Raw genomic sequence first — 26,097 nt, 5'->3', positions numbered from 1 at the left:
GACATTGATGGCTACAACAGCAAGCTCGATGGAGTTCTCCATGGCCGTTAGGGTTTTGAAGCCGGGTCTTGCGACCACCGTCCAGGACCTCGGACGTCCCGGCTATTATCACATCGGCATCCCGCTCTCCGGCGGCATGGACCGTCACGCGCTGGTCGCCGCAAATCTGCTCGTCGGCAATGATGCAGGCGCAGCGGTGCTTGAAGCGGTGTTCATGGGGCCCGAGCTCGAATTCACCGAGGACGCCACGGTGGCCGTCACCGGCGCGGAGCTGCCGCCGAAACTCGACGGCGACCCGCGCGAGACCTGGACCAGCTTCAAGGTGAAGCGCGGCCAGATTCTCTCCTTCGACTTCCTCAAGCGAGGCGCACGGGGCTACATCGCGGTCGCCGGTGGCATCGATGTGCCCGTGGTGCTCGGCTCACGATCGACCTACGCACTCGGCGCGCTCGGCGGCTTCAAGGGCCGCAAGCTCGAGGCCGGCGACGAATTGCCGGTCGGCCATGCCAGCGCGACGGTCAAGGACGGCCGCACCGTCGCCAACGATTTGCGCGGACAACCGGCGGGAATGCCGACAGAGCTGCGCGCCATGCCCGGCCTCTATTGGCACCGCATCACCGAGGCCGCCGGCAACGGCTTCTTCTCCGACACCTGGAAGGTCGCGCCGGAAGCCGACCGGATCGGCTACCGCTTCAAGGGCGGCAAGCCGCTCGAATTCGTTCCGCGCGAACCGCCGTTCGGCGCCGGCTCCGATCCATCCAACATCACCGATGCCTGCTATCCCTACGGCTCGATCCAGGTTCCCGGCGGCACCGAGCCGATCGTGCTGCATCGCGACGCCGTATCCGGCGGCGGTTACTTCATGGTCGGCACCGTGATCGCCGCTGATATGGATCTGATCGGTCAGCTTCAGCCCAACACGCCGGTGAAGTTCGTCAAGGTCGATATGGATCAGGCGCTTGCGGCACGCAAGAGCCGGACCGAGCTGCTGGGCAAGCTTCGCAACGCCATGGCGTAAACGCCAGGAGCTCGCCGCATCTGCCAACGGACCTCGGCCGCCGGCGCCGACGCGATCGCACATGGTCACGTCTAAACCTGTGGCTGTCGGTTGCGCGCTCGCACATCTGAGGTCGGTGCCACGGCGTGCCGTCCGTCGGGCGGCACGAGAGTTGCAGCGGACACATTCGGGCTGAGAAACACTGCTCATGAGTTATGCAAACATCGGAACAACCGCGATGTCCGTTTCTCTGAAACAGATCCGCTACTTCGTCGCCGCCGCCGAGACCGGGCGGATCAGCCAGGCGGCCATCGATCTCAACGTCTCGCAATCTGCGGTCACCGCGGCGATCCAGCAGCTCGAGGCCACCGTCTGCGCCCGCTTGCTGGAGCGCGCGCCGAACGGCGTAACCGTCACCATGGAGGGCAGCCGCTTCCTCTCCCAGGGCCGTCATATCCTCGCCGCCGTCGCCGAGGCTGTGCGCGACACGCAGATGTCCGCCGGCCCCCTGTTCGGGACGATCCGCGTCGGCGTCACTTACACCGTGTCGGGCTACTTCCTGCCGCGTCATCAGATGCGCTTCAAGGCGAGTTTCCCCGGAATCACGATCGAGCTGTTCGAGGCGCCGCGCGACGTGCTCGAACGCGCACTCGTCGATGGTGCGCTCGACCTCGCGGTGATGCTGGTCTCGAACCTGCGCGACAACGCCATGCTCACCAGCGAGACCTTGCTGCGATCGCCGCGCCGGCTGTGGCTTGCGCCCGAACATCCCCTGACCCGTGCCGAGCGGGTCCACCTCGCTGACGTCGCGACCTATCCCTATGTCATGCTCACGGTCGACGAGGCCAAGCACACCTCGATGCGCTATTGGAACAACGCTTCACTCGAACCGAAGACGGTGTTCCGCACCTCCTCGGTCGAAGCCGTCCGCTCCATGGTCGCCGGCGGCATGGGGATCGCCATTCTGTCCGACCTGATCTACCGGCCCTGGTCGCTGGAGGGGCAACGGATCGAGACCCGCGTCATCGAGGACGAGGTGCCCAGCATGGACATCGGTCTTGCCTGGCGTCGCGACACCAAGCCATCGGAGGCTGCCATGGCTTTCCGCGATTTCATGCGCTTTGCGGTTGCCGGCGTCGGGCCGGCCCGGCCCCCCGTCAGCGTCGATCACCGGCACCAGGCCGAGGAGGCCATCGAAATCTAGAATATCAGTTTCCGTTTTATTCGACTTGACGCCGTCCGGCTGTCCTCGCCAAACTTTGCCTGGGGACACGACGACCGGAGGCACAGCCGGCGGCGGGAGTGAGACATGCAAGTCACGTACACGACCAACGACATTCCGTCGCAGACCCGCCGCCAGTACTGGCAGGAAGTCGTCTCGAAGACCTATTACTCGCTCGACCTGCGCTTCCCGAGCACGCGCGACTTCAATGCGCGCCTCGGCGCCTGGTCGATGGGCCCTGTCTCGGTGTCGCGCAACATTGCCAACGGCCTGCTGTACAAGCGACACGAGCGGCATCTCCTGAGCGAGCGGGAGGAATCCTTCCTGATCACGGTTCCCGAGCTCGCCGAAATCCGTTTCGAGCAGGACGGCAAGGTGGTGCATTGCCGGCCGGGCGCGTTCCTGATCGAACGCAGCCACCTGCCCTACGAGTTCAGCCATCAGGATCCGACGGCGCTGTGGTGCCTGAAGATCCCGAGCGCGGTGCTGCGCGCCCGCATTTCCCGGCCCGAGCGCCTCGCGACGCTGCAATTCGACGCCAGCCGCAGCGTCGGCGCGCTGTTCGTCGACACGTTGCGCCTCTCCGGTGAACGGATCGAGGAAATGGACGAGACGGCGCGCACGATGATGGGCAAGCACCTGATCGAGCTGCTTGCGATGGCCATTGAATCCGACGACCGTGTGTTGACCGGTCACTCGTCCTCCGTGCGCAACGGCCATTTGCTGCGTTGCGAGCAGTTCATCCGTGCCCGCCTCGACGATATGCGGCTCACACCGCAGATGATTGCCGACGGCTGCGGCATCTCGCTGCGCTATTTGCACCAGATTTTCGAGGGCGAAGGTCTGACCGTCTGCGCCTATATCCGCAACCAGCGCCTTTCAATGTGCGACGCCCTGCTGCGCGATGCGAACTGCCGCAAGAGCATTTCGGAAATCGCCTATCAATGGGGCTTTGCCGACCAGGCGCAGTTCAGCCGCAACTATCGCGGCCGGTTCGGATGCACCCCGAGCGAGGCGCGCGCCATTTCGCGCACAGCCAACTCCTGAAGACTGGCCCTGCTGATCGATTCTTAGGCACACCGCCGCCGGTCTGGGCATGTATGGACACCGGCACGGTTCGCTCTCTCGCACAAATCTTCCTGCGCTCAGCGTCAAGAACCGAAGCCGCCGCTCTGCCTAAGATCGGCGAAACGCTCGTTCGAAAGGAAGAGGCATGGCGCAGAACCTTCGTGTGGCCGTCGACGTCGGAGGCACCTTCACCGACATCTGCATCATGGACGAGACGACCGGTCTCGTGCGGATCGAGAAGACCTCCTCCACGCGCGACCCGATCGAAGGGATCATGGGCGGCGTATCCAAGGCCGGCATCGACCTGTCGAAGGTGGCGTTGTTCTCGCACGGCACCACGATTGCCACCAACGCACTGATCACGCGCCGCCTGCCGCGCACCGCGGTGGTCACGACCAAGGGGTTCCGCGACGTCATCGAGATCCGGCGCGCCAACAAGGAAGACCTCTGGGATACCTACAAGGACGTGGTCCGGCCCTATGTGCCACGGCGCGACCGCCTCACCGTGCCCGAACGCGTCGATGCTGCCGGCACGGTGATCGAACCGCTCGACGTCGAAGCCGCGCGCAGCGTCGCACGCATCCTCAAGCGTCGCGGCGTCGCCGCAGTCGCGGTGTGCTTCATGAACGCCTATCTCAACGGCGCCAATGAGCGCGCGATGCGCGATATTCTGCTGGCCGAGATGCCCGACATTCCGGTCTCGATCTCCTCGCAGGTGCTTCCCGAAATCTTCGAGCATGAGCGGTTCTCGACGACGGTCGCCAATGCCGTGGTGAGCCCGGTCGTCGTCAATTACACGAGCCAGCTCGGCGAACGCCTCGCAGACGAGGGCTACACTCGCGACCTTCTGCTGCTGCACACCGGTGGCGGCGTGATGACGCCGGCGAGCGTGAAGGATTTCGCGGCGCGCCTTGCCGGCTCCGGCATCGCCGCCGGCGCCATCGCCAGCCGCCATATCGCCGGTCTTTGCGGTTTCCCCAATTCGATCGGCCTCGACATGGGCGGCACGTCCACCGACGTGTCGCTGGCCTATGAGGGCCAGTCGCGGATCACCAAGGACTGGCATATCGAGTTCGGCTATCCGATCCGCTTCGCATCGATCGAGGTGCTCACCATCGGTGCCGGCGGCGGCTCGCTGGCCTGGACCGATCCGGCCGGCTCGCTGCGCAACGGCCCGCAATCGGCCGGCGCCTATCCGGGACCGGCCTGCTATGGCAACGGCAATACGCAACCGACCAACACCGATGCCAATGTGACGCTCGGCCGGCTTGGCACCGATCTCGCCGGTGGCAAGGTCAAGCTCGACCCCGAGCTGGCGCGGCAAGCGGTCGAGGGCGGCGTTGCCAAGCCGTTCGGCCTCGGCCTGCATGAAGCCGCAGATGCAATCGTCAAGGTCGCCAACGCCAACATGTCGGATGCGGTGCGGCTGATCTCGATCAGTCGCGGCTACGATCCACGCGATTTTGCGCTGGTGGCGTTCGGCGGCGCCGGTGCCCTGCATGGGGTCGACGTCGCACGTGAGCTGGCGATTCCCGTCGTGATCGTACCGCCCAATCCTGGCGTGACCTCGGCGCTCGGTTGCCTGCTCGTCGACATGCAGCACGATTTTTCGCAAAGCTGCATGGCCGACGCCGCCGAGGCCGACGCCACCGAGATCGAGGCGCAGTTCGCCGAGCTCGAGAAAGCCGCGCTCACGCGGTTGACCCATGAGGGCGTCGCGCAGCAAGACATCGTGCTGCAGCGCTCGATCGACATGATGTATCGCGGCCAGTGGCGTTCGCTTGCCGTCAACGCGCCGCGGTCGATCGGCGCGATCGCCGATCTGGTGCAGAGCTTCCATGCCGAGCATCAGCGCGAATACAATTTCCGCCGCGACAGCGCACCGGTCAGCTTCTTCCGTCTCAATCTGAAGGCAGTGGGGGTGGTGCCCAAGGCCGAGTTTGCCGTCCACGAGCCGACCGGCGCTAGCCCCGAGCCGGTCAGCCGCCGCAGGGTCTGGTTCGAGGGCAGCGGGCTCGATACACCCGTCTATCGGCGCGACGACCTGCCCTGCGGCTTCTCCTTTCAAGGCCCCGCGATCATCGAGCAGGTCGATGCCACCACCGTCGTGCCGCCCGGCGCCAGCGCCGAGGTCGACAAATATCTCAACATCATCATCCGCGTGAAGGAGTGAACCATGGCCGGAGCTCTCCCGCTCGACCCCGTGACCTTCGAGGTTCTGAAGAACTCCTTCATCACCAGCGTCGACCAGATGGGCGAGCAGGTCTTGAGGACCTGCTACTCCTTCGTCATCTACAATCGCGATTTCTCGAGCGCGCTGCATGACGCCAACGGCGAATGCGCGGCGCAGGGCAACCAGGATATCGCCGTCCACGTCGGCACGCTGCATTTCACCTGCAAGGATGTCATGCGCCATTTCGAAGGCGACATGCATGAGGGCGACGTCTTCGCCATCAACGATCCCTATGCCGGCGGCACGCACTTCTCGGACGTCCGCCTGATCCGTCCGATCTTCGCCGACGGCAAGATCATCGCCTTCAGCCAGTCCAACGGACATTGGTCCGACGTCGGCGGCAGCGTGCCGGGATCGTTCGACGTCGCCGCCCGCGAGATGTTCCGCGAGGGCCTGCGCATCACGCCGGTCCGGCTGTTCGACAAGAACGGCCTGCGCAAGGACGTCGCGCATCTGATCGCCTCGAATACGCGCGATCCGGCCTCGATCATCGGCGATATCCAGGCACAGGCCGAAGCGACGGCCGTCTGCGAACGCGAGATCCTGCGCCTGGTCGGCAAATATGGCCGTGATACCGTCGAGACCGGGCTTGCCGCCGTGCAGGATTATGTCGAACGCTCGGCACGCCAACGCATCGCAGCGCTTCCTGACGGCGAATGGGAGACGGTCGATTTCATCGACCGCGATCCAGCCGGCGGCGAAGGCATGATCCCGATCCGCATCAAGATGACAATCAAGGGCGACCGCGCGATCTACGACTTCACCGGCAGCCATCCGACCATCGGCTCGATCTACAATTCGGCGTTCGGCGCGACCTTTTCCGCCGTCGCCGCCGGCATGAAGACATTCTTCCCCGACCTGCCGCTCAATTCCGGCTTCTACCGCTGCTTCGAGATCATCGCGCCCGAAGGCTCGATCGTCGATGCCAAATGGCCGATCGCGGTCACCGGCTTTCTGATGCCGTTCGAGAAGATCATGAACTCGATCTACGAAATGTGGTCGAAGCTGATGCCGGAGCGCGCGCTCGCTTGCGCGTTCAATCTCGAATATCTGCTCACCGGCGGGCTCGATGCCCGCAGCTCCGACAAGCCGATCTTCATGTTCTATGACTGGCTGCCCGGCGGCTGGGGCGGGCGCAACGGCAAGGATGGCAGCAATGTCACGACCGCTTGCTTCGGCACCGGCCTGATGTCGCAGCCGGTCGAAGGCCAGGAGCGCGCCAACCCGATCCTGACCACGGAATGCGAGATCCTCAAGGACTCTCCCGGCCCCGGCAAGTGGCGCGGCGGCGCCGGCGTGGTGAAGACGTCGCGGATGCTTCAGGCCGAGAAAACCGTGATCTCCTATATCTGCGACCGCGAGCGTGCGATCGTGTGGGGCATCGAGGGCGGCCTGCCGTCGATGCCGCACGGCCTGACCCTGAAGCGCGCCGGCAGCACGTCCGAGGAGCGGCTCGGCTCGATCTTCTCGGACGTCCCGATCGGCGAAGGCGACACTTTCTCGCGTCCGACCGCCGGCGGCGGCGGGTTTGGCGATCCGCTGGAGCGCGATCCGAACCTCGTCGTCGAGGATATCAAGGACGACTATGTCTCGGTCGAGCGCGCCGCCAAGGACTATGGCGTCGTGGTGCACACCATCGACGCCGAGCTCTGCAACTACGAGGTCGACAAGGTCGCGACCGAGGCGCTCCGCGCGAAGATCCGCTCAGAGCGCGTTGCCAATGTCCGGCTCGATCCGGAGCTGGTGGCGCAGCGCTATCGCAGCGGGGCAATCGACGCGCTCGACGCGATCCGCAAGCATGCGGTGATCCTCGATTGGGGCACCGGCGCCTTGCTTCCCGAATCCACGCGCCAGTTCCGCGAAGTGTTCGAGCGGCGCTCGGTCGCAATGTGGAAAGCGGGTTGATTGCCCTCGCCGGCCGCGCCGCCGCTGGCGGCACAGAGCGTTCACGAAAAACTGGATCCGACATCGCCCCTCCACTTTCATTCGAGCCATGAGGATTGTGCTATGACGAGTACGACGTGCCTTTCCCCCAATCGCGTTTGGCCGATCCGCCGCGCGCTCGGCCTTGCCGCAGGCCTCACCCTTGCCGCCGCGGTCGCGCCGGCCGCGGCCGAGACGCCGTGGTTTCCGATGAAGGTCTACGACGCGTCGTCCGGCACACCGAAGCCGGCCGAGTACACGCCGCTGCCGAAGGCCGAGAAGCCCTACAGGCTCTGCGTGCTGTTTCCACACATGAAGGACAGTTTCTGGGTCGCCGTTGCCTATGGCATCGTCAAACAGGCCGAGGCGATGAACATCAACATGAACCTCTACGAGGCCGGAGGTTACGAGAACCTGCCGAAACAGCTGTCGCAATTCGATGACTGCATGGCGAGCGGACCGGACGCCATCATCGTCGGCGCCATCTCCGGCGCAGGCCTCAGCAAGAAGTTCGAGGAAGCCAAGGCCAAGGGCGTGCCGGTCGTCGGCGTCACCAACCCGCTGCCGCCGAACGCGTTGCCCGCGGCCAACTACGTCGACTTCGTCGCCATGGGCGAAGTCACCGGCGCCGGCCTGCTGGCGCAATCCAAGCCTGGCGACAAGCTCAACATCGTGACGTTCCCCGGTCCGGCCGGCTCTGGCTGGGCGGAGTCGTTCAACGAAGGCTTCAAGAAGGCCGTTGCCAAGAACCCGAACGCCAAGATTCTGGCCGAGAAATTCGGCGACTCCGGCGTCGCCGTGCAGCTTCAGCTCATTCAGGACGCCTTGCAGGCCTATCCCGCCATGAACGTGATCTGGGGCACCGCCCCCACCGCTGAAGCCGCCATCGGCGCCGTTGCCGAGGCCGGCCGAAGCGACCTGAAGATCGTATCGTCTTACGAAAACCAGGCCATGCTCGACGCGCTCAACCGCGGCGACATCCTCGCCTTCGCAACCCAGTATCCGGTCGGCGAAGGCGCCGTCGCGATCGATCAGGCGGTGCGTCTCATCGAGAAGAAGCCGGTCATGAGCCTTGTCCAGCCGATCGCCGCGGTCATCGACAAGACCACGGTACCGAAATTGCAGATGGACCTCGTGCTGGCGCCGGCGAGCTGGACACCGGTCTATTCGGTCAAGGCCAAGTAAGCCGCTCGCGAATGGTGCCGGGTGGGACCTGCTCCCGCCCGTCCTGCTCACGGCCCAACGGAGACGCGAATGGATGTCGAGATCGCCCCGAAGCCTGCCGAGCCTCTGCTTCGATTGCGGGGGATATCGAAGCGCTTCACCGGCGTTCGCGCGCTCGACCGGGTCGACCTCGACGTTCGTGCCGGCGAGCTTCACGTCCTGTTCGGCGAGAACGGCGCCGGCAAATCGACCCTGATCAATGTCGTCTCGGGAACGTTTCCGCCGGACGAAGGCACGTTCCATTTTGGCGACGAGGAGATCCATCATCTCACGCCGCAGCGGGCCCGCGCGATCGGCATCAGCCCGGTCTTTCAGGAGTTCTCGCTTATCCCGAGCCTCACGGTGGAAGAGAACCTGTTCCTTGGCCGCGAGGTCACGCATCGCGGCGTGCTGCGCTCACGCGAGATGCGCAAGCGCGCCGGGGCGCTGATCGACGAGCTCGGCTTCGATCTCGATCCGGCGCAACGGATCGACGACCTTTCCCGCGCGCACCAGCAGATGGCGGAAATCGCCAAGGCCCTGCTCGGCCGCGTCCGCCTTTTGATCCTTGACGAGCCGACCGCCTCGTTGACCGAGCGCGAGACCGGACGGCTGTTCGAGCTGATCGCGCGCCTGAAGAGCCAGAATGTCGGGCTGATCTATGTCTCGCATCGCATGCGCGAAATCCGCGCCCTTGCCGACCGTGTGACGGTGCTGCGCGACGGCCGCCACATCCAGACCCTCGACGCCGCCGGCTCGACCGACGGCGAGCTGGTGGAACTGATGACCGGCCGCAGGATCGACCTGCTGTTCCCGACCATCGCACACCGGCCTGACAAAATGATGGTCGACATCGAAAACCTGACGCTCGCGGACGGCAGCGTTCAGGAGGTGAATTTCCATGCCCGCACCGGCGAGATCACCGGCATCGCAGGTCTCGTCGGCTGCGGCAAATCGGAGCTGATCCGCGCGGTCTACGGCATCGAGCCCACGGCATCAGGCGTGATCCGGATCGACGGTCTGCCTTACGAATTCCCGACCCCCAGGCAAAGCCTCAAGCGCGGCATCGCCTATTTTCCCGCCAACCGGGTTGCCGAAGGGCTCGCGCTGTCCCGTCCGATCCGCGAGAACGCATCCATGACGGTGCTCGACCTGCCCGCGTTCGCGCGCTTCGGCGTGCTGCGGCAGGCCGCCGAACGCGTCACGATCGCGGACATCATGGAGCGGTTGCAGCTGAGGCCGCCGAACATCGAACGGAGCGTCGGCGCGCTGTCCGGCGGCAACCGTCAAAAAGTGATGCTGGCACGCGCGCTCACGCGTGAGCTGACCGTGTTCCTGTTCGACGAGCCGAGCGTCGGGATCGACGTCGGCGCCAAGCTCGAGGTCTACCAGTTCATGAAGCGCCTGGTCGAGGCCGGCGCTGCCGTGATCGTGGTGTCGTCGGAATTGCCGGAGGTTCTGGCGCTGTCCAACCGGCTCTACGTCATGCATCACGGCCGCATCGCAGCCGAGCTGACGGGCGCCGAGAAGACCGAGCAGAACGTGCTGTCGAGCTTCTTCCGCAACCATCTCGCCGCGGAGGTCGCGTGAACACCGCGCTGGTCACCGCAAACCCGCAAGGCGCGATCGGCTTGCGATCGATCGCAGGCCGTGTCGGGTTCCTGCCGGCCCTGCTGGTCTTGCTCGTCGCCGGCATGTCGGCGATCGATCCGCAGTTCTACGGCATCATCAACATCCTCAACATCCTGCGCAACGCGTCGCTGCTCGCGATCGTCGCCTGCGGTCAGGCGCTGGTCATCATCGCGGGCGGCTTCGATCTTTCAGTCGGCGCCGTCGTGGCGCTTGCGAGCGTCGTCACCGCCAAGACCATGGCCGCCGCAGCCACCGCGTTTCCCGGCAACAACGCCCTCATCATTGCTAGTGGGATAGCGGCCGGACTCGGCTCCGGGGCCGTGGTCGGGCTCGTCAACGGCTTCTGCGTGGCGAAGCTCAAGGTATCCGGCTTCGTGGTGACCCTGGGCACGATGTCGGCGACTGCGGGCGTCGGCCTGATGATCACCAACGGAATCCCGGTTTACGGCATGCCCGACATCTTCGTGAAGGGCTTTGGGCGCGCCCAGGCGCTCGGCCTGCCGACCGCCGTCCACGTCGCGCTGGTCATCATCATCGTGATGGTGTTTGCGCAGCGGCGCACGCTGTTCGGCCGTTACGTCTACGCAATCGGCGGCAATGTCGATGCGGCCATCGTGTCGGGCGTATCGATCCAGCGCCACGTCGTCGGCACCTACGTTGTCTCGAGCATGCTCGCGGCACTGACCGGCATCCTGCTGACCGCGCAGGTCGGCTCCGGCCAGGCCAGCTTCGGCGGCGACCGGATGATGCTGCAATCGATCGCGGCCGCCGTGATCGGCGGCGTCAGCTTGCGCGGCGGCGTCGGGCGCATCGAAATCGTCGCCATCAGCGCCCTGTTCCTGACCATCCTGGGCAATGCGCTCAACCTCTTGCACGTCGACTCCCGGCTGCAGCCGGTCTTCCTCGGCGTCATCATGGTCGCAGCCGTGGCGCTGGATGAACTCAGCCGACGGAGCAAGGCTCGTGTCTGACCTCGAATTGTCCGTCGCCGCCAAGAACGCGGATCGCCCGAAATTGGCGCCGGGTCGATGGCTCTGGAGCGCAGTGCTGCCGGTCGCATTGGTGGCCCTGTTGCTCGGCTTCGCGGCGGTCGACCGCGGCGTGTTGTCGCCGGCCAACCTGCTCAACATTGCGCAGCAGACCAGCTATCTGGCCCTGTTCGCGATGGCCCAGACCGTAGTGATCCTGACGCGCGGCTTCGACCTCGCACTCGGCCCGACCGTATCGATGGTGAGCGTCGGCACCGCGCTGGCGATGGCCGGCGCCACGGCGTCGGGCCATGGTACAGGCGCCGTGCTGCTCGCGGGGCTCGCTGCCGGTTTGCTGCTCGGCACCGCATGCGGCCTCTTCAACGGCGTGGTTATTGCGCTGCTCGGGGTCAACCCCTTCGTCGCAACGCTCGGCAGCTACAATATCGCGATCGGAGTTGCGACCACGCTGTCGTCCGGACGGCCCGTGCAAGGCGTGCCGGCGCCGTTCTCGCAGATATTCTACGGCGGCGGCGTCTTCGGTATCCCGGCGGCTATCGCGATCACGGTCGGGGTTGGCGCCGTGCTCCATTGGACCCTGACGCGGACGGTGTTCGGCCGTTCGCTTTACCTCATCGGCACCAACCCGCGCGCAGCGGCGGTCGCCGGCCTGCCGGTCAAGCGCACCCTGATCGCGACCTATGTGCTGTGCTCCGGGCTTGCGGCGCTCGGCGCGATCATGATGACGGCGCGGACCGGATCGGGCGAGCCGAACCTCGGCGGAGCGCTTTCACTGCAGGCGATTGCCGGCGCCGTGGTCGGCGGAACAAGCCTGGCGGGCGGTCGCGGTGGGGTCGGCACCGCAGTGCTCGGCGCCCTGTTCATCACCATTTTGTCCAACGGCATGAACCTCACCCGGATCGACGGGTACGTCCAGATGGTCGTGCTCGGCGCGATCGTCATCGTCGGCGTTCTGCTCGATCGCCTGCGACTGGAGCGGCGCCAATGACGACGGGTTCTCCCATGCAGAGCGGCGCTGGCGAGACGCACGAGGCACCTGCGTCGATCTACGTCGCGCCCTCGCTCGCTTCCGCACTCGACGCACTGAGCGAATTCGGCGCGGCCGGCGCCGCCTTTGCGGGCGGCACATGGATCATGCGGTCGCCGATCCGCCACGAGCGGTTGAAGCCACACTATGTCGCGATCGGCAAGATCGCCGAGCTGACCACGGTCCGTATCGACAGCGATGCAATCGAGATCGGCGCGGCGGTTACCCATGCGGCACTCGCGGCGGCCCTGGCCGATCTTGCGGAATTCGCGGTCCTGGTCGACGCCGCCGGCCGCTCCGCCAATCCCGCGATCCGCGCGATGGCGACGATCGGCGGCAACCTTGCGACGGCGGAATTCGCCGCAGCGGATTGCGTGCCGGCGCTGCTCTGCCTCGATGCCCAAGTCGAAATGTCCGCACGCGACAGCCGCGAGCGCATCGGCCTGGCGCATTTCCTGAAGATCCGATCGTCCCTTCCCCCCGGTCATCTGGTGACGCGGATCATCTTGCCGCGGGCGGCGCGCAGAAGCGCCCATGCCCGCCTGCCGCTGCGCAAATCGGGTGACTACCCGGTCGCCATCGTCAGCCTGTCGGTCAGCATCGATGCAGCGGGCCGTATCCAGGCGGCGCGCGTCGCGGTCGGTTCAGTCGAGCCGGTGGCGCGGCGCTGGGAGCGGCTCGAGGCAGCGCTCATCGGACGTCCGCTCGATGCGGCGGAGGCCGCGCAGACCGCGGCCGCGTTGGCGGACGAGTTCGTCGGCCGCGACAGCGTTGATGCCCCGGCCTGGTATCGGGTCAGCGTGCTACCCGGTCTCGTCCGCCGCGCTGCGATCGCAGCGCTTGGCTCCTGAACTGGTGGGGACCGACATGGGATTCAACTTGACCGTGAACGGCGATCATCTTTCCTCCGCGACCGATCCCGCCACGCCGCTGATCGACATTCTGCGCGAGGAGATGCATCTGACCGGCGCGAAACCGGTCTGTCGCGAAGGCTTTTGCGGTGCCTGCATGGTGCTGGTCGACGGCGAGCCGACGCCATCGTGCCTGTTGCCCGCCGCGCTGGCCGATGGCCGCGAGATCCGCACCGTCGAAGGTCTCGCGCCTCACGGTGAACTGAACCGCATCCAGGCGGCCCTCGAGGCCAGCGATGCGGTCCAATGCGGCATGTGCTTTCCCGGCATGGTGGTGAGCCTGACGCATCTTTTGACGACCCGGCCTGACGCCACCCGAGACGATATCCGGGCGGCACTGACCGGGAACATCTGCCGCTGCACGGGATACGAACGCATCGTCGAGGCGACGCTGCTCGCCTTGGCCAAAGCATAATCGGGAGGCGCAAGCATGTCCGACGTTTCCGCGACGATGGATTTGCGCCGGCGGGACGCCGCCGACAAGCTGCGTGGCCGCACGCGCTACACCATCGATCGATATCTGCCGGGCATGCTGCACGCCGCGGTGCTACGCGCCGGCGTGCCCTCGGGCCGTATCATTCGTCTCGATACGTCGAGGGCTGCCAGCATGCCGGGGGTACGTGCGATCGTGACGGCGGCGGACGCGCCCGGCATGATCGGCATCGGCATCGCTGATCACCCGCTGTTCGCCCGCGATGTCATTCGCTACGACGGCGAACCGCTTGCCGCGGTCGCAGCCGTCACGTTGGCGCAGGCGCAAGCCGCTCTCGCGGCGATCGACGTGGAAATCGAGCAAATCCCCGCAATATTGACCATGGCAGAGGCGCTGGCACCAGATGCGCGGCTGGTTCATCCGGACTGGCGCAGCTATGAGGTGCTGCTCGAAGGCGGCGCGCGTGCCGGCAATGTCGCCTGGGAGGCGACCGTCGTTCGCGGCGACGTCGACGCCGCCTTTGCGCGGCCTGACGTCGAGATCGTCGAAAGTCTCTATCGAGTCGGCCGGCAGAACCACGTGGCCTTCGAGCCGCGTGCGGTCGTCGCAAGCTATGAGGACGGGCGCTTCCATATCGAGACGTCGACGCAGGTTCCCTGGAGCATCCGCAATGCAACCGCGCGCGTGTTGGGCGTGCCAGCGTCGCAGGTACGCGTCACTGTGCCGCCGGTCGGCGGCGGCTTCGGTCTCAAGTTCGATCTGGCGGTTGAGCCCTTCGCTGCCCTCCTCGCCCGCGCCAGCGGCCGGCCGGTGCGCCTCGTCAATTCCCGCGAAGACGAGATGCTGACCTGCCTGTTCCGCGAGAACGCCGATATCCGCATCCGCTCGGCGGTGACGCGCGAGGGAGAAGTCGTGGGCCGCGAGGCGGTCGTACTGATGGACTGCGGCGCCTATGGCGGCGAACAGATCTTCCTGACCACCATGACCGCACACACGCTCGGCGGAAACTACAGGCTTGGCAGCGTGCGCATGGTCTCGCGCGCGGTCTATACCAACACGGCGCCGAACGGGGCGTTCCGCTGCTGCAACGGCGTCTACAACACCTTTGCGCTCGAGCGGCACACCGACGAGATCGCAGCGCGGATCGGAATGGATCCACTTCTCTTCCGGCGCCGCAATGTGCTCGGCGACAAAGACCTTGGCGCCACCGGCCAGGTATTTGAAGGCGATGTGCTCGGCCCGATGCTCGACCGGATGGATACGTTGCGCGACGCCGCAGCGCCGCTGCCGGCGCGCACCGACGGCAAGCTCCTTGGACGTGCGACCGCCGTCGGCACCTGGTTCGTCTTCGTCGGCCCATCGGCCGCGACGGTGAACATGAATGCCGATGGCACGGCGACCCTGGTCACGTCGGGTGTCGAGATCGGGTCCGGCTCGATGATGCAGAGCCTGCCGCAGATCGTTGCCAGCACGCTCGGCATCGCGCCCGAGCAAGTGATCGTCCGCGCGGCCGATACCGATGCTGCCGGTTATGATGTCGGCGTCGGTGGCGGCCGCACCACCGTCTCGCTCGGCGCCGCCAGTCTGTCGGCGGCACAAGAGGTCCGCACGAAGCTTTTGAGGATCGCCTCCGAGATGATCGAGGCCGCGCCCGGCGATCTCGTCATGCGCGATGGTCGGATCGAGATCGCGGGCGCGCCGGGCTCCGGCCGCACCGTCGCCGAGGTCGCGACCCGCGCTCAAGCGCTGGGCGGACCGGTCGCCGGCACTGGCGCCTTCACCGGCGCCGGGGTGCCGGCGATGCCCGGTTGCGTTGCCGGTCATTTCATCGACGCGATCGACATCCCGGTCTTCGCCGTTCACGACTGCGAGGTCGCCGTCGATCCGGAGACCGGGCATGTCGAGGTGCTAAACTATCGCGTGGTCCAGGACGTCGGCCGTGCGCTGAACCCACGCGCAATCCACGGCCAAATCCAGGGTGGCGTCGTGCAGGGTCTGGGCTACGCCCTGCACGAGGAGGTGACGATCGGCAGCAATGGCCGTGTCAGTCAAAGTGGCTTTGAGACTTACCGCGTACCGCTTGCGCTCGACGTCGTACCGGTGGAGATCAGCCTCTATGAGGGCGCGCCGTCGGTGGGGCCGCTCGGCACCAAGGGCGCCGGCGAGGTGCCGATCCTCAATGTTGGCGCCGCCGTCGCCTGCGCCGTTGCCAACGCGACAGGAAAGCGGGTGCAGGAATTACCCCTGACGCCGCCGCGCGTGCTCGAACTTCTGCTCGAGCGCAAGCCGGGTCTGGCACTGTCTCACATTGCCGAGGTGTGGGCGGACAACCTTGTTCGTCTTCACGGGGCGCGCTAGGGACACCAGAAAATGCCCAGCAAACGATCCGAACGCTGAGCGACCGACTTGGCACTCAAGGCGCCTGATCCGTGGCGGGTAAGCGCTACCGCCTCCCCCGCACCGACCAACCTCGCGATATTTTCGTCCATTCCTTGCATAAGGCTCAGGCAGCGGCGACCTCGTGGCCTGCCATGACTTCCAGCGCCCTCAGAATAGCGGAATGGTCCCAGCTTTTGCCGCCGAGGGCCGTACAGGCGTTGAACAGCTGCTGGGCTGCGGCAGTGCCTGGCAGCGACAAGCCGAGCGCGCGCGCACCTTCCAGCGCGAGGTTGAGATCCTTCTGATGCAGCTCAATGCGGAATCCCGGATCGAAATTGCGCTTCAGCATGCGATCGCCGTGTACTTCGAGGATCCGGGACGACGCGAAGCCACCCATCAACGCCTGACGCACCAGCGCGGGGTCGGCCCCCGCCTTGGAGGCGAACAGCAATGCCTCGCTCACCGCCTCGATGGTCAGCGCCACGATGATCTGGTTCGCAACCTTGGTGGTCTGGCCGTCGCCGTTGCCACCGACATGCGTGACATTCTTCCCCATCGTTTCAAACAGGGGCTTCATCGCAATGAACGCCCGCTCCCGCCCGCCAACCATGATGGTCAGGCTGGCCGCCTTTGCGCCAACTTCGCCTCCGGAGACCGGCGCGTCGAGATAGTCGGCCCCGAGCGCATCGATCTTGCGTGCAAACTCCTTCGTCGCCAGCGGAGAGATCGAGCTCATATCCGTCACGATCATGCCTTTGGAGATGCCCTCCGCGACGCCGCCTTGACCGAACAGCACGGCCTCGACATGCGGAGTGTCCGGCACCATGATGATCACGGCGTCCGCTTCCTGCGCCACCTGCTTGGCGGACTCACAAGCGATGCCGCCGGCTGCAATCAGCTCAGGCGCAAGCGGTACGACGTCGTGCAGGAACAGGCGATAGCCTGCAGCCAGGAGGTGGCCCGCCATCGGACGTCCCATGGTGCCAAGTCCGATGAATCCGATGTCTTTCATTGTCGTTGCTCCTGTCAGGCGGATGAAGACGTTTTCCGGCGAGCGACTCTCGGCTCGCGTGAAGAAAACGCGTCAAAACAAAATTCCAGAGCTGCGTCCCGATTCAATCGGAACGGAACAAGCTCTAGGTCACGAAAGTCTGCGCGGCGTGCCAGCCGAGGCTCTCGAGCGTGGTCGTCCGCGGCTTGTATTCGCATCCGATCCAGCCCCGATACCCGATGCTGTCGAGATGCTTGAACAGATAGGAGTAGTTGATCTCGCCGGTTCCCGGCTCATAACGCCCAGGATTGTCGGCGAGCTGGACATGCGCGATCCGGCCGAGATGCTTCTGCAGGGTCCGCGCGATATCACCCTCCATGATCTGCATGTGATAGATGTCGTACTGGATGAACAGATTGGATGAGCCCACCTCGGAAATGAGCTGCACCGCCTGTTCCGTGCGGTTCAGGAAGAAGCCGGGAATATCGAGCGTGTTGATCGGTTCGACCAGAAGCTTGATGCCATGCTGGCCGAGTGCGCCGGCAGCGAAGCGCAGGTTGGACACGAGGACGTCCTGCAGTTCTGCCCTATCCGTATCGGCTGGAGCGATGCCCACCAGGCAGTTCAGCTGCCGGCAATCCAGCGCCTTTGCGTAGTCGATTGCGCGCACCACACCGTCGCGAAATTCGTCGACACGATTGCGCAGGATCGCAATGCCCCGCTCGCCGGCTGCCCAGTTGCCGGCCGGAAGATTGTGCAGAACCTGGGTCAGCTCACAGCGCGTCAACTCCTCCCGCAACGCGCCCTTCTCGAAGTCATAAGGAAAAAGATACTCGACTGCGTTGAAGCCGGCGGCCTTGGCCGCCGCGAACCGATCGAGGAACGGCAGCTCGTTGAAGAGCATGGTGAGGTTGGCGGCAAATTGAGGCACGGGTCATATCTCCGCTTGAAGCGCTGAAAGATGTCGTCAGGCCGGCAACAGCGTGCCGGATCGTGACGCGCTCGGCACGTCATCGAGCGGGAGATCCAGCACCTCCTCGAATTCGACGATGTTGTCGATCTCCGTTCCCATCGCGATATTGGTCACCCGCTCGAGAATGAACTCCACCACCACGGGCACGCGATGCTTCGTCATCAGCTCGCGTGCGGTCGCGAACGCCGCCTGCGCGTCGTTCGGATCGGTGACCCGGATCGCCTTGCAGCCCAACCCTTCCGCAACGGCCACATGGTCGACGCCGTAACCGCCGATCTCGGGCGCGTTGATGTTCTCGAACGAGAGCTGGACGTGATAGTCCATGTCGAAGCCGCGCTGCACCTGCCGGATCAGGCCGAGATATGAATTGTTCACGACGACGTGGATGTAGGGCAGATTGAACTGCGCCCCGACGGCGAGCTCCTCGATCAGGAACTGGAAGTCGTAGTCACCCGACAGCGCGACAATGTCGCGGTCGGGATCGGCGGCGCGCACGCCAAGCGCGGCCGGCAGCGTCCAGCCGAGAGGGCCGGCCTGCCCGGCGTTGATCCAGTTGCGCGGATTGTAGACGTTGAGGAACTGGGCGCCGGCGATCTGCGACAAGCCAATCACGGTCACGTAGCAGGTGTCGCGGCCGAAGGCCTTGTTCATTTCCTCGTAAACGCGTTGGGGCTTGATCGGGATGTTGTCGAAGTGGCTCTTGCGCAGCATCGAACGCTTGCGGTCGCGACAGGCGGCGGGCCAGGCCTGCCGATCGCGCAGCCTCCCGGACTTCCGCCACTCCCTGGCGACGCTCACGAACATTTCCAGCGCAGCCTTGGCGTCCGAGACGATGCCGAGGTCCGGATTGAAGACCCGTCCGATCTGCGTCGGCTCGATGTCGACATGGACGAATTTGCGACCCTTCGTGTAGGTCTCGATCGAGCCGGTATGCCGGTTGGCCCAGCGATTTCCGATGCCGAGCACGAAGTCGGATTCGAGCATCGTGGCGTTGGCATAGCGATGGCTGGTCTGCAAGCCGACCATGCCTGCCATCAGCGCGTGATCGTCAGGAATGGCGCCCCACGCCATCAGCGTCGGGACCACGGGAACGTTGACCGCTTCGGCGAAGGCGACCAGCAGTTCGGAAGCATCGGCGTTGATCACGCCGCCGCCGGCCACGATCAGCGGCCGCTCCGCGGCGTTCAGCATCTCGAGCGCCTTCTCGATCTGCTTGCGCGTCGCCGTCGGCTTGTAGACCGGCAGCGGTGAATAGGTCTCGTCGTCGAACTCGATCTCGGCCAATTGCACATCGAGCGGAAGATCGATCAGCACCGGTCCCGGCCGCCCCGACCGCATGATATGGAAAGCCTGGCTGAACACGCGGGGCACCAGCGCCGGCTCGCGCACGGTGACGGCCCATTTCGTCACCGGCTTTGCGATCGACTCGATGTCGACGGCCTGGAAATCCTCCTTGTAGAGCCGCGCCCGCGGCGCCTGACCGGTGATGCAGAGGATCGGAATCGAATCCGCAATCGCCGAATAGAGGCCGGTGATCATGTCGGTTCCGGCGGGACCCGATGTGCCGATGCAGACGCCGATATTGCCCGCCTTCGCTCTGGTATAGCCTTCCGCCATATGCGAGGCGCCTTCGACGTGTCGCGCCAGAATATGCTGGATCGAGCCGTTGCGCTTCAGTGCGGAATAAAGCGGATTGATCGCCGCGCCGGGAACGCCAAAAGCGCAAGTGATCCCCTCGCGTTCCAGTATGCGGACCGCTGCATCCACCGCTCGCATCTTCATGTGATGATCCCGCTTCGCTATGAGTTGGCCTGAGCAGGATCATCAGGCCCGCGAGCATTGATCTCAACGCAATCGATTGAAATTTCCGCGCTGTGGCAACGCTCGCGATTTCTTGCGCGTCTTCAAACGATTAGCGTCAGCGTAGAAATGGAAATTGTTGCGAACGAAATTGCAGCCCGCCTTACGCCTGCGCTTGCTGCGCGCGGTTCCCGCGAAGTTCGGCCGTGAGTTCGGCCGCGATCTGGTGCACGATCGTACCGATCTCGGGCAAGCGTTCGTTCGTCAGCCGGTCCGCCATGCCCGATACCGAGATCGCGGCATATGGCTCGTTGCAGTCGTTGAAGACGACCGCAGCTACGCAGCGCAGGCCGAGGCGCGCCTCTTCATCATCCACCGCATAACCCTGACGCCGCACGCTCTCCAATTCCTTGAACAGCTCGCCGGGTCGCACGATCGATTTTTCCGTCAGCCGCGGCATGCCCTGACGGCGAATGATCGCATTCACGTCGGCATCGGAATAGGTAGCCAGCACCGCCTTGCCCACTCCCGAGGCGATCATCGCGACGCGTCCGCCGACCTTGGTCAGCGAGCGCATGATCTCACGGCTCTCGATGCGGGACACGACAATGATGGATTCGTCATCGACCACGGCAAGATTGGCCGTTTCCCTGGTCTGGTCGCGCAGCTTGCGCAGATAAGGCAGCGCCTGCGCGGCAAAATTCCGGCGGCGCACGAAGGTCGAGCCGACCACGAAGCTTTGGGCGCCGATGTGCCACTTGGACTCCTCGCGGTCGAATTGCACGAACCTGCGGTTCTCGAGCGTGGTCAGCAGACGATGAACGGTCGAGGGCGACAGGCCGGTACGGATCGCCAGATCGGTCAGCCGATAGCCTTCATCATCCTCTGCAAGTGTCTCCAGGATTTGCATGGCGCGATCGACGGACTGAACACCGCCGTCGCGTACGTCCTGCTCCGGCTGCGCGCGAAGATCGGGATTGGATGGCTTGCGCCTGATCGGCTCTCTTTTCGTCACGACCTGACCCTAACCGGTTGCGGTTCAGAACGAAATTGCTCGCGAAGAACGAGCGCCAGAATTGGCATATGGCATACCATAGCGACCCGGAGTCAAGGGAACACAATCTGCGAATAGGTCAGTATTTTTGCCATTATTCTTTTAAAATGGCTCGATTCTTTTGTTTGACTTCTGGGATAATGTATACCACGATTATTTCGAAACGACCTAATCACGCAACCGGGAGAACGCTGCCATGTACGTCGGGGACATCCTTCGCGCTAACAATGCGCACGTGGTGACGATCGGCTCGAACGAAACCGTGAGCATTGCGGCGAACCTGATGTACGCGAGCAATGTCGGCGCACTCGTGGTCAGGAACGCCTCGCGCAGCAAGGACGCCGCGGTGATCGGAATGTTCAGCGAGCGCGATGTCGTCGCTGTGATCGCCGAGCGCGGCACCAATGGTCTTGCGATGAAAGTCGCGCAGTTCATTTCGCCGCGGCCGCTGCTGTCCTGCAATTCGCAAGATGCCCTCACGGATGTCGAGCGCCTCATGGCCCGTCACGGGATCCGCCATATCCCCGTCATCGACAACGGCCGGCTCGTCGGCGTCGTGAGCATGCGGGACATCACCCTTGCTTACGAGGAAGCCGCCTGCGCGGCCTGACGGAGTTACCCAAGTCCATTGCCACGCTACTCGGTTCGAGCCGCTGCGGCTCCTGCTGTGTCCCCATTCTGCTTGCGAGGATCTCATGAGAATCTGCATCTACGGCGCCGGTGCGATCGGCGGCTATCTCGGTGTCGAATTGATGCGCGCTGGTGCCGATGTCAGCCTAGTCGCGCGGGGCGCGCATCTCGCCGCGATGCGGCAGAACGGCCTGAAGCTCCTGATCGGCGACGAGGAGCGCGTCGTGCATCCTCGTTGTACCGATAACCCCGCCGAACTCGGCGAGCAGGATTACGTCATCATCTGCCTCAAGGCGCATTCGATCACCGGCGTCATCGAGCCGATGCGGCCGCTGCTGGGCGATCGGACCCGCATCGTCACCGCCGTCAACGGCATTCCCTATTGGTATTTCCACAAGCACGGTGGACGGCACGAGGGATCGACGCTCGAGAGCATCGATCCCGGCGGTCGGCAGTGGAACGAGCTAGGCCCCGAACGTGCAATCGGCTGCGTGGTGTACCCCGCCACCGAAATCGAGGCGCCCGGCGTGATCCGCCACGTCTACGGCAACAACTTTCCGCTGGGCGAGCCCTCCGGCGAGATCACATCCGACGTCCAGAAACTTTCCGAGCTGTTCGTGGCCGCGGGCATGAAGGCGCCGGTCCTCGACCGTATCCGTGACGAGATCTGGCTCAAGCTGTGGGGCAACGTCTGTTTCAACCCGATCAGCGCCCTCACCCACGCGACCCTCGACGTGATCTGCAGCAATCCCGGCACGCGCGCGCTGTCCCGGGCGATCATGCTGGAGGCCCAGGCGATCGCGGAAAGCCTCGGCGTCAAGTTCCGCGTCGATGTCGAACGCCGCATCGAAGGTGCGCGCAAGGTTGGCGCACACAAGACCTCGATGCTGCAGGATCTCGAACGTGGACGTCCGGTCGAGATCGATCCGCTGATCACCGTGGTGCAGGAGATGGGCCGGATGACTGATATCGCGACGCCCGCCCTCGATGCGGTGCTGGCCCTGGTCGCGCAGCGCACCAGGTTGGCCGGCCTCTATGACGGGGCGGCCGGCGCCGCAGCAGCAGAAACGCTGGCGGTGGCGTGATCCCGATGGCCAATGTTACGCGCTGGGTCCGCTTCCGCCACCATGCCGAAATCGGCTTCGGGCAACTCACCCCGTCCGGCATCTCCGTGCATGAAGGGGACATGTTCGGCGACACGCGACCGACCGGACAAACGCTGGCGCTGGACAATGTCGAGCTGCTCGCCCCGACGCAACCGAGCAAGATCATCGCGCTCTGGAACAATTTTCACGCGCTGGCGGAGAAGCTGAGATCACCTGAGCCTGCCGAACCGCTGTACCTGTTGAAAGCGCCAACCAGCGTCACCACGCCTGGCGCCGTCATCAGGCGCCCCTTGGGCTATGATGGCAAGACGACCTACGAAGGCGAGCTCGGCATCGTCATCGGCAAAAGCTGCACCGCGGTCGCGCCCGAACAGGCCGACGCCTTCATCTTCGGTTACACCTGCACCAACGACGTCACCGCCGCGGACATCCTCAATCGCGACCCGACCTTCCCGCAATGGGCACGGGCCAAGGGCTTCGATGGATATGGCCCGTTCGGCCCCGTGATTGCGTCAGGCCTCGACCCCGCACGCCTCGTGGTACGCACCATCCTGAACGGCGTCGAGCGCCAGAACTACCCGATCGCGGACATGATCTTCAGCGCACAGACGCTGGTCAGCAAGATCTCGCACGACATGACGCTGTTGCCGGGCGACCTGATCTGCTGCGGAACGTCGATTGGCGTCGGGGTCATGAAGGAGCCCGTCAACACGGTCACCGTCGCGATCGACGGAATCGGTGAGTTGACCAACGAATTCCGTCAGTAGGTTGCGGCGGGACGGTAACCCGACGCAATCCGCCCAAACGACGATTATCTGCCTCAGGAGCGTACATGATCTCCACCAATCCGGCATCATCGCCCGGCGGCTTCCGCTGGCTGCAACTGGCGATCGGAATTGTCTGCATGGCGATGATCGCCAACCTGCAATATGGCTGGACGCTGTTCGTTGATCCGATCGACGCGAAGTTTCACTGGGGTCGTCCAGCCATCCAGCTCGCCTTCACGATTTTCGTGATGACGGAGACGTGGCTTGTGCCGGTGGAGGCCTGGTTCGTGGACAAATACGGCCCCCGCATCGTCATCATGTTCGGCGGGCTGATGATCGGGTTGGCCTGGATCATGAACTCATACGCCTCCTCTCTCGTCACGCTTTATGCGGCAGCAATCGTCGCCGGCATTGGCGCCGGCGCCGTCTACGGCACTTGCGTCGGCAATGCGCTGAAATGGTTTCCGGACCGGCGCGGCCTGGCCGCAGGAGCAACCGCCGCCGGGTTTGGCGCCGGTGCGGCCCTCACCGTCGTACCGATCGCCAACATGATTGCCGCCAGCGGCTACCAGATCACCTTCCTGACCTTCGGGATCGGGCAAGGCCTCATCGTTATCCTGCTGGCCTGGTTCGTCCGGCCGCCGCATGGCGTCGAGGCGCCCAGGAAGAAGCGGCTCAATCTGCCGCAGAGCGCGATCGACTACACCCCGCCCCAGGTGCTGCGCACCCCGATCTTCTGGGTCATGTACCTGGTGTTCGTCATGGTGGCTTCCGGCGGGTTGATGACCGCCGCGCAAATCGGGCCGATCGCCCATGACTTCAAGATCGCGGACACGCCGGTCACTCTGGCGGGCTTCCAGATGGCGGCGCTGACCTTTGCCATCTCGCTCGATCGCGTCTTCGATGGTTTCGGCCGTCCGCTCTTTGGCTGGGTCTCCGACAATATCGGCCGCGAGCACACGATGTTCATCGCGTTCGCGACTGCGGCGTTGATGTTGCTGACGCTGTCCACCTACGGTCACATTCCGGTTGTCTTCGTGCTGGCCACGGCGATCTATTTCGGCGTCTTCGGCGAAATCTACAGCCTGTTTCCCGCGACGTCGGGCGACACGTTCGGCGCCAAATACGCAACCACCAACAACGGCATGCTCTACACGGCGAAGGGCACGGCGGCGCTGCTCGTGCCGCTTGCGAGCATCATCTCTTCCCAGCTCGGCTGGCAGGCCGTGTTCATCGTCGCGGTTGCGCTCAATGCCACCGCGGCCCTCACTGCCTTGTTGTTGATTAAGCCGATGCGGCGCGCGTTTATTCTCGGCAGTGAAGCGACGGCAAGCGCCGCAACCGCTCGCGCAAAGGTCTTCCCCGATGAAGTCGGTCGACTGGAGGCACCCGTGTCTTACGACCGTCTCGAGAAGGCGCCATAACAAGAGACCTATCGGCCGGAGCGCAAACGATTGAGCGACAAATGGACGGATGTGCGAGCTCGGACCGCCCTGCAGCGAATCTTCGGCGCCGCCATCGCGAGCGCCGATCCGAGGATCACGATCGCCAGCGCCCTGCCGGCAAAGCCGAAGGGCAGATGCATCGTCGTCGGCGCGGGTAAGGCGTCGGCGGCCATGGCGGCGGGCCTCGACGCGGCATGGCCTGACGTCGAGCTTTCGGGTGTCGTCGTCACGCGCCACGGCCATTCGGTTCCTGCGGGCCGCATCGAAGTGCTCGAGGCGTCTCACCCCGTGCCGGATGACACGAGCAAGGCCGCTGCCCTTCGCATGCTGCGCGCCGTCGAGGGGCTTTCAGCAGACGATCTCGTCATCGCCCTGATGTCCGGCGGTGGCTCGGCGCTGATGACCCTTCCGGCATCTCCGATGACTCTCGCCGACAAGCAGGCGGTCAACCGGGCACTCCTTGCAAGCGGCGCGACAATTGCCGAGATGAACGTCGTCCGTAAACATTTGTCCGCGATCAAGGGCGGGCGGCTGGCGCTGGCCGCCCGCCCCGCCCGCGTCACGACCCTTGTGATCTCAGACATTCCCGGCGACGATCCCGCCGCGATTGCCTCCGGTCCCTCGCTGCCGGACAGCAGCACAAAAGCCGATGCGCTGGAGATCGTTGGCCGGTTTGCCATCGACCTGCCGGACGCGGCGCGGCTTGTGCTTGAACAGGCGGACGAGACGCCCAAACCCGGCGAGATCGATGCTGATGTCCGCATCCTTGCCGCTCCATTCCATGCGCTGGACGCTGCGGCCGACGCCGCCCGGGACGAAGGCCTGACGCCGATCATCCTTGGCGACGCGATCGAGGGCGAGGCACGGGAACTCGGAACCGTGATGGCCGGCATCGCCCTATCAGTCGCGAGGCATGCGCAGCCGGGCCCTGCCCCCACCGTGCTGCTGTCCGGAGGAGAAACGACGGTTACGATCGGGCGCGGGCCGGCGGGACGCGGCGGCCGCAACACCGAATTCCTGCTGGGGCTTGCCGTCGCCCTGTCCGGCGCGTCCGATATCTGGGCCATTGCGGGCGACAGCGATGGAATTGATGGAACGGAAGATGCGGCTGGCGCTTTGATCGGTCCGGATACGCTGCGGCGCGCCGCCGCGAATCTGCTTGACGCACGGGCGTATCTGGCTGCCCATGACAGCTATACGTTCTTCGACCGCCTTGGAGACCTCGTGCGCACCGGGCCAACGCTTACCAATGTCAACGATATCCGCGCCGTGCTGATTGCAGCCGGCAAGCCGGGAATCAAGCCAGCAATGAGG

Annotated in this window: 21 protein-coding genes; 17 read left to right on the top strand and 4 right to left on the bottom strand. The window is 64.8% G+C overall.

Annotated elements, in window-relative coordinates:
* The first annotated feature begins 40 nt into the window (after positions 1–40).
* The 12 genes from IF803_RS39400 to IF803_RS39345 all read left to right on the top strand — a co-directional run bounded on the left by IF803_RS39400 (position 41) and on the right by IF803_RS39345 (position 15,996).
* Positions 41–1,018 (top strand): 5-oxoprolinase subunit C family protein, encoded by a 978-nt coding sequence (locus tag IF803_RS39400; protein WP_461195847.1) that lies wholly within the window; start codon positions 41–43, stop codon positions 1,016–1,018.
* Positions 1,019–1,235: 217 nt separating this feature from the next.
* Positions 1,236–2,201: a LysR family transcriptional regulator gene (locus tag IF803_RS39395; RefSeq protein WP_304499635.1), complete on the top strand. Its 966-nt coding sequence runs from the start codon at positions 1,236–1,238 to the stop codon at positions 2,199–2,201.
* Between the two features lie 105 nt (positions 2,202–2,306).
* Positions 2,307–3,266: an AraC-like ligand-binding domain-containing protein gene (locus IF803_RS39390; protein ID WP_028345058.1), complete on the top strand. Its 960-nt coding sequence runs from the start codon at positions 2,307–2,309 to the stop codon at positions 3,264–3,266.
* Between the two features lie 166 nt (positions 3,267–3,432).
* Positions 3,433–5,460 (top strand): hydantoinase/oxoprolinase family protein, encoded by a 2,028-nt coding sequence (locus IF803_RS39385; RefSeq protein WP_461195846.1) that lies wholly within the window; start codon positions 3,433–3,435, stop codon positions 5,458–5,460.
* Positions 5,461–5,463: 3 nt separating this feature from the next.
* Positions 5,464–7,425: a hydantoinase B/oxoprolinase family protein gene (locus tag IF803_RS39380; protein ID WP_461195845.1), complete on the top strand. Its 1,962-nt coding sequence runs from the start codon at positions 5,464–5,466 to the stop codon at positions 7,423–7,425.
* Between the two features lie 102 nt (positions 7,426–7,527).
* Positions 7,528–8,628: a TMAO reductase system periplasmic protein TorT gene (gene torT, locus IF803_RS39375; protein ID WP_461195844.1), complete on the top strand. Its 1,101-nt coding sequence runs from the start codon at positions 7,528–7,530 to the stop codon at positions 8,626–8,628.
* 69 nt (positions 8,629–8,697) lie between these two features.
* Positions 8,698–10,236, top strand: coding sequence for a sugar ABC transporter ATP-binding protein (locus IF803_RS39370; protein WP_461195843.1), 1,539 nt, complete (start codon positions 8,698–8,700; stop codon positions 10,234–10,236).
* Positions 10,233–11,249 (top strand): ABC transporter permease, encoded by a 1,017-nt coding sequence (locus tag IF803_RS39365; RefSeq protein WP_461195842.1) that lies wholly within the window; start codon positions 10,233–10,235, stop codon positions 11,247–11,249. The genes IF803_RS39370 and IF803_RS39365 overlap by 4 nt, the downstream gene beginning before the upstream one ends.
* Positions 11,242–12,255, top strand: coding sequence for an ABC transporter permease (locus tag IF803_RS39360; protein WP_304499629.1), 1,014 nt, complete (start codon positions 11,242–11,244; stop codon positions 12,253–12,255). The genes IF803_RS39365 and IF803_RS39360 overlap by 8 nt, the downstream gene beginning before the upstream one ends.
* Complete coding sequence (locus IF803_RS39355) at positions 12,252–13,145, top strand: FAD binding domain-containing protein (protein ID WP_461195841.1); 894 nt, start codon at positions 12,252–12,254, stop codon at positions 13,143–13,145. The genes IF803_RS39360 and IF803_RS39355 overlap by 4 nt, the downstream gene beginning before the upstream one ends.
* A 16-nt stretch (positions 13,146–13,161) precedes the next feature.
* Positions 13,162–13,620 carry a (2Fe-2S)-binding protein gene (locus IF803_RS39350; protein WP_411780683.1) on the top strand — a complete coding sequence of 153 codons (459 nt, stop codon included), beginning with the start codon at positions 13,162–13,164 and terminating at the stop codon, positions 13,618–13,620.
* A gap of 15 nt (positions 13,621–13,635) precedes the next feature.
* Positions 13,636–15,996: a xanthine dehydrogenase family protein molybdopterin-binding subunit gene (locus IF803_RS39345; protein ID WP_461195840.1), complete on the top strand. Its 2,361-nt coding sequence runs from the start codon at positions 13,636–13,638 to the stop codon at positions 15,994–15,996.
* 145 nt (positions 15,997–16,141) lie between these two features.
* Here IF803_RS39345 and IF803_RS39340 read toward each other — a convergent pair whose 3' ends face one another.
* The 4 genes from IF803_RS39340 to IF803_RS39325 all read right to left on the bottom strand — a co-directional run bounded on the left by IF803_RS39340 (position 16,142) and on the right by IF803_RS39325 (position 20,796).
* On the bottom strand, positions 16,142–17,029 hold the full coding sequence (locus tag IF803_RS39340; protein ID WP_461195839.1) for a 2-hydroxy-3-oxopropionate reductase: 888 nt from the start codon (positions 17,027–17,029) through the stop codon (positions 16,142–16,144).
* Between the two features lie 124 nt (positions 17,030–17,153).
* Complete coding sequence (hyi, locus tag IF803_RS39335) at positions 17,154–17,939, bottom strand: hydroxypyruvate isomerase (RefSeq protein ID WP_461195838.1); 786 nt, start codon at positions 17,937–17,939, stop codon at positions 17,154–17,156.
* Positions 17,940–17,975: 36 nt separating this feature from the next.
* Positions 17,976–19,763: a glyoxylate carboligase gene (gcl, locus tag IF803_RS39330; protein ID WP_461195837.1), complete on the bottom strand. Its 1,788-nt coding sequence runs from the start codon at positions 19,761–19,763 to the stop codon at positions 17,976–17,978.
* A 181-nt stretch (positions 19,764–19,944) separates the two neighbouring features.
* A complete protein-coding gene (locus tag IF803_RS39325; RefSeq protein WP_461195836.1) occupies positions 19,945–20,796 on the bottom strand; it encodes an IclR family transcriptional regulator in 852 nt (283 codons plus the stop codon).
* Positions 20,797–21,031: 235 nt separating this feature from the next.
* Between IF803_RS39325 and IF803_RS39320 the strand changes: the two genes are divergently transcribed.
* The 5 genes from IF803_RS39320 to IF803_RS39300 all read left to right on the top strand — a co-directional run.
* On the top strand, positions 21,032–21,445 hold the full coding sequence (locus IF803_RS39320; protein ID WP_461195835.1) for a CBS domain-containing protein: 414 nt from the start codon (positions 21,032–21,034) through the stop codon (positions 21,443–21,445).
* An 85-nt stretch (positions 21,446–21,530) separates the two neighbouring features.
* Positions 21,531–22,550 (top strand): 2-dehydropantoate 2-reductase, encoded by a 1,020-nt coding sequence (locus tag IF803_RS39315; RefSeq protein ID WP_225159371.1) that lies wholly within the window; start codon positions 21,531–21,533, stop codon positions 22,548–22,550.
* A gap of 5 nt (positions 22,551–22,555) precedes the next feature.
* Entirely contained in the window at positions 22,556–23,338 is a 783-nt protein-coding gene (locus IF803_RS39310) for a fumarylacetoacetate hydrolase family protein (protein ID WP_461195834.1), read from the top strand.
* A gap of 65 nt (positions 23,339–23,403) precedes the next feature.
* A complete protein-coding gene (gene oxlT / locus IF803_RS39305) occupies positions 23,404–24,762 on the top strand; it encodes an oxalate/formate MFS antiporter (RefSeq protein WP_461195833.1) in 1,359 nt (452 codons plus the stop codon).
* A 30-nt stretch (positions 24,763–24,792) separates the two neighbouring features.
* Positions 24,793–26,097 (top strand): glycerate kinase type-2 family protein (locus IF803_RS39300; protein ID WP_461195832.1); only part of this gene is annotated, 1,305 nt, incomplete at its 3' end.

It is taken from the genome of Bradyrhizobium sp. UFLA06-06, assembly GCF_054820065.1.
Note: the sequence above shows the minus strand (reverse complement) of the source record. Positions and strands in the feature narration are given on the sequence as shown.

Coding starts and splice junctions, on each gene's coding strand:
- IF803_RS39400 (WP_461195847.1), top strand. CDS start 41: ATGGCCGTTAGGGTTTTGAAGCCGGGTCTTGCGACCACCGTCCAGGAC.
- IF803_RS39395 (WP_304499635.1), top strand. CDS start 1,236: ATGTCCGTTTCTCTGAAACAGATCCGCTACTTCGTCGCCGCCGCCGAG.
- IF803_RS39390 (WP_028345058.1), top strand. CDS start 2,307: ATGCAAGTCACGTACACGACCAACGACATTCCGTCGCAGACCCGCCGC.
- IF803_RS39385 (WP_461195846.1), top strand. CDS start 3,433: ATGGCGCAGAACCTTCGTGTGGCCGTCGACGTCGGAGGCACCTTCACC.
- IF803_RS39380 (WP_461195845.1), top strand. CDS start 5,464: ATGGCCGGAGCTCTCCCGCTCGACCCCGTGACCTTCGAGGTTCTGAAG.
- torT (WP_461195844.1), top strand. CDS start 7,528: ATGACGAGTACGACGTGCCTTTCCCCCAATCGCGTTTGGCCGATCCGC.
- IF803_RS39370 (WP_461195843.1), top strand. CDS start 8,698: ATGGATGTCGAGATCGCCCCGAAGCCTGCCGAGCCTCTGCTTCGATTG.
- IF803_RS39355 (WP_461195841.1), top strand. CDS start 12,252: ATGACGACGGGTTCTCCCATGCAGAGCGGCGCTGGCGAGACGCACGAG.
- IF803_RS39350 (WP_411780683.1), top strand. CDS start 13,162: ATGGGATTCAACTTGACCGTGAACGGCGATCATCTTTCCTCCGCGACC.
- IF803_RS39345 (WP_461195840.1), top strand. CDS start 13,636: ATGTCCGACGTTTCCGCGACGATGGATTTGCGCCGGCGGGACGCCGCC.
- IF803_RS39340 (WP_461195839.1), bottom strand. CDS start 17,029: ATGAAAGACATCGGATTCATCGGACTTGGCACCATGGGACGTCCGATG.
- gcl (WP_461195837.1), bottom strand. CDS start 19,763: ATGAAGATGCGAGCGGTGGATGCAGCGGTCCGCATACTGGAACGCGAG.
- IF803_RS39320 (WP_461195835.1), top strand. CDS start 21,032: ATGTACGTCGGGGACATCCTTCGCGCTAACAATGCGCACGTGGTGACG.
- IF803_RS39315 (WP_225159371.1), top strand. CDS start 21,531: ATGAGAATCTGCATCTACGGCGCCGGTGCGATCGGCGGCTATCTCGGT.
- IF803_RS39310 (WP_461195834.1), top strand. CDS start 22,556: ATGGCCAATGTTACGCGCTGGGTCCGCTTCCGCCACCATGCCGAAATC.
- oxlT (WP_461195833.1), top strand. CDS start 23,404: ATGATCTCCACCAATCCGGCATCATCGCCCGGCGGCTTCCGCTGGCTG.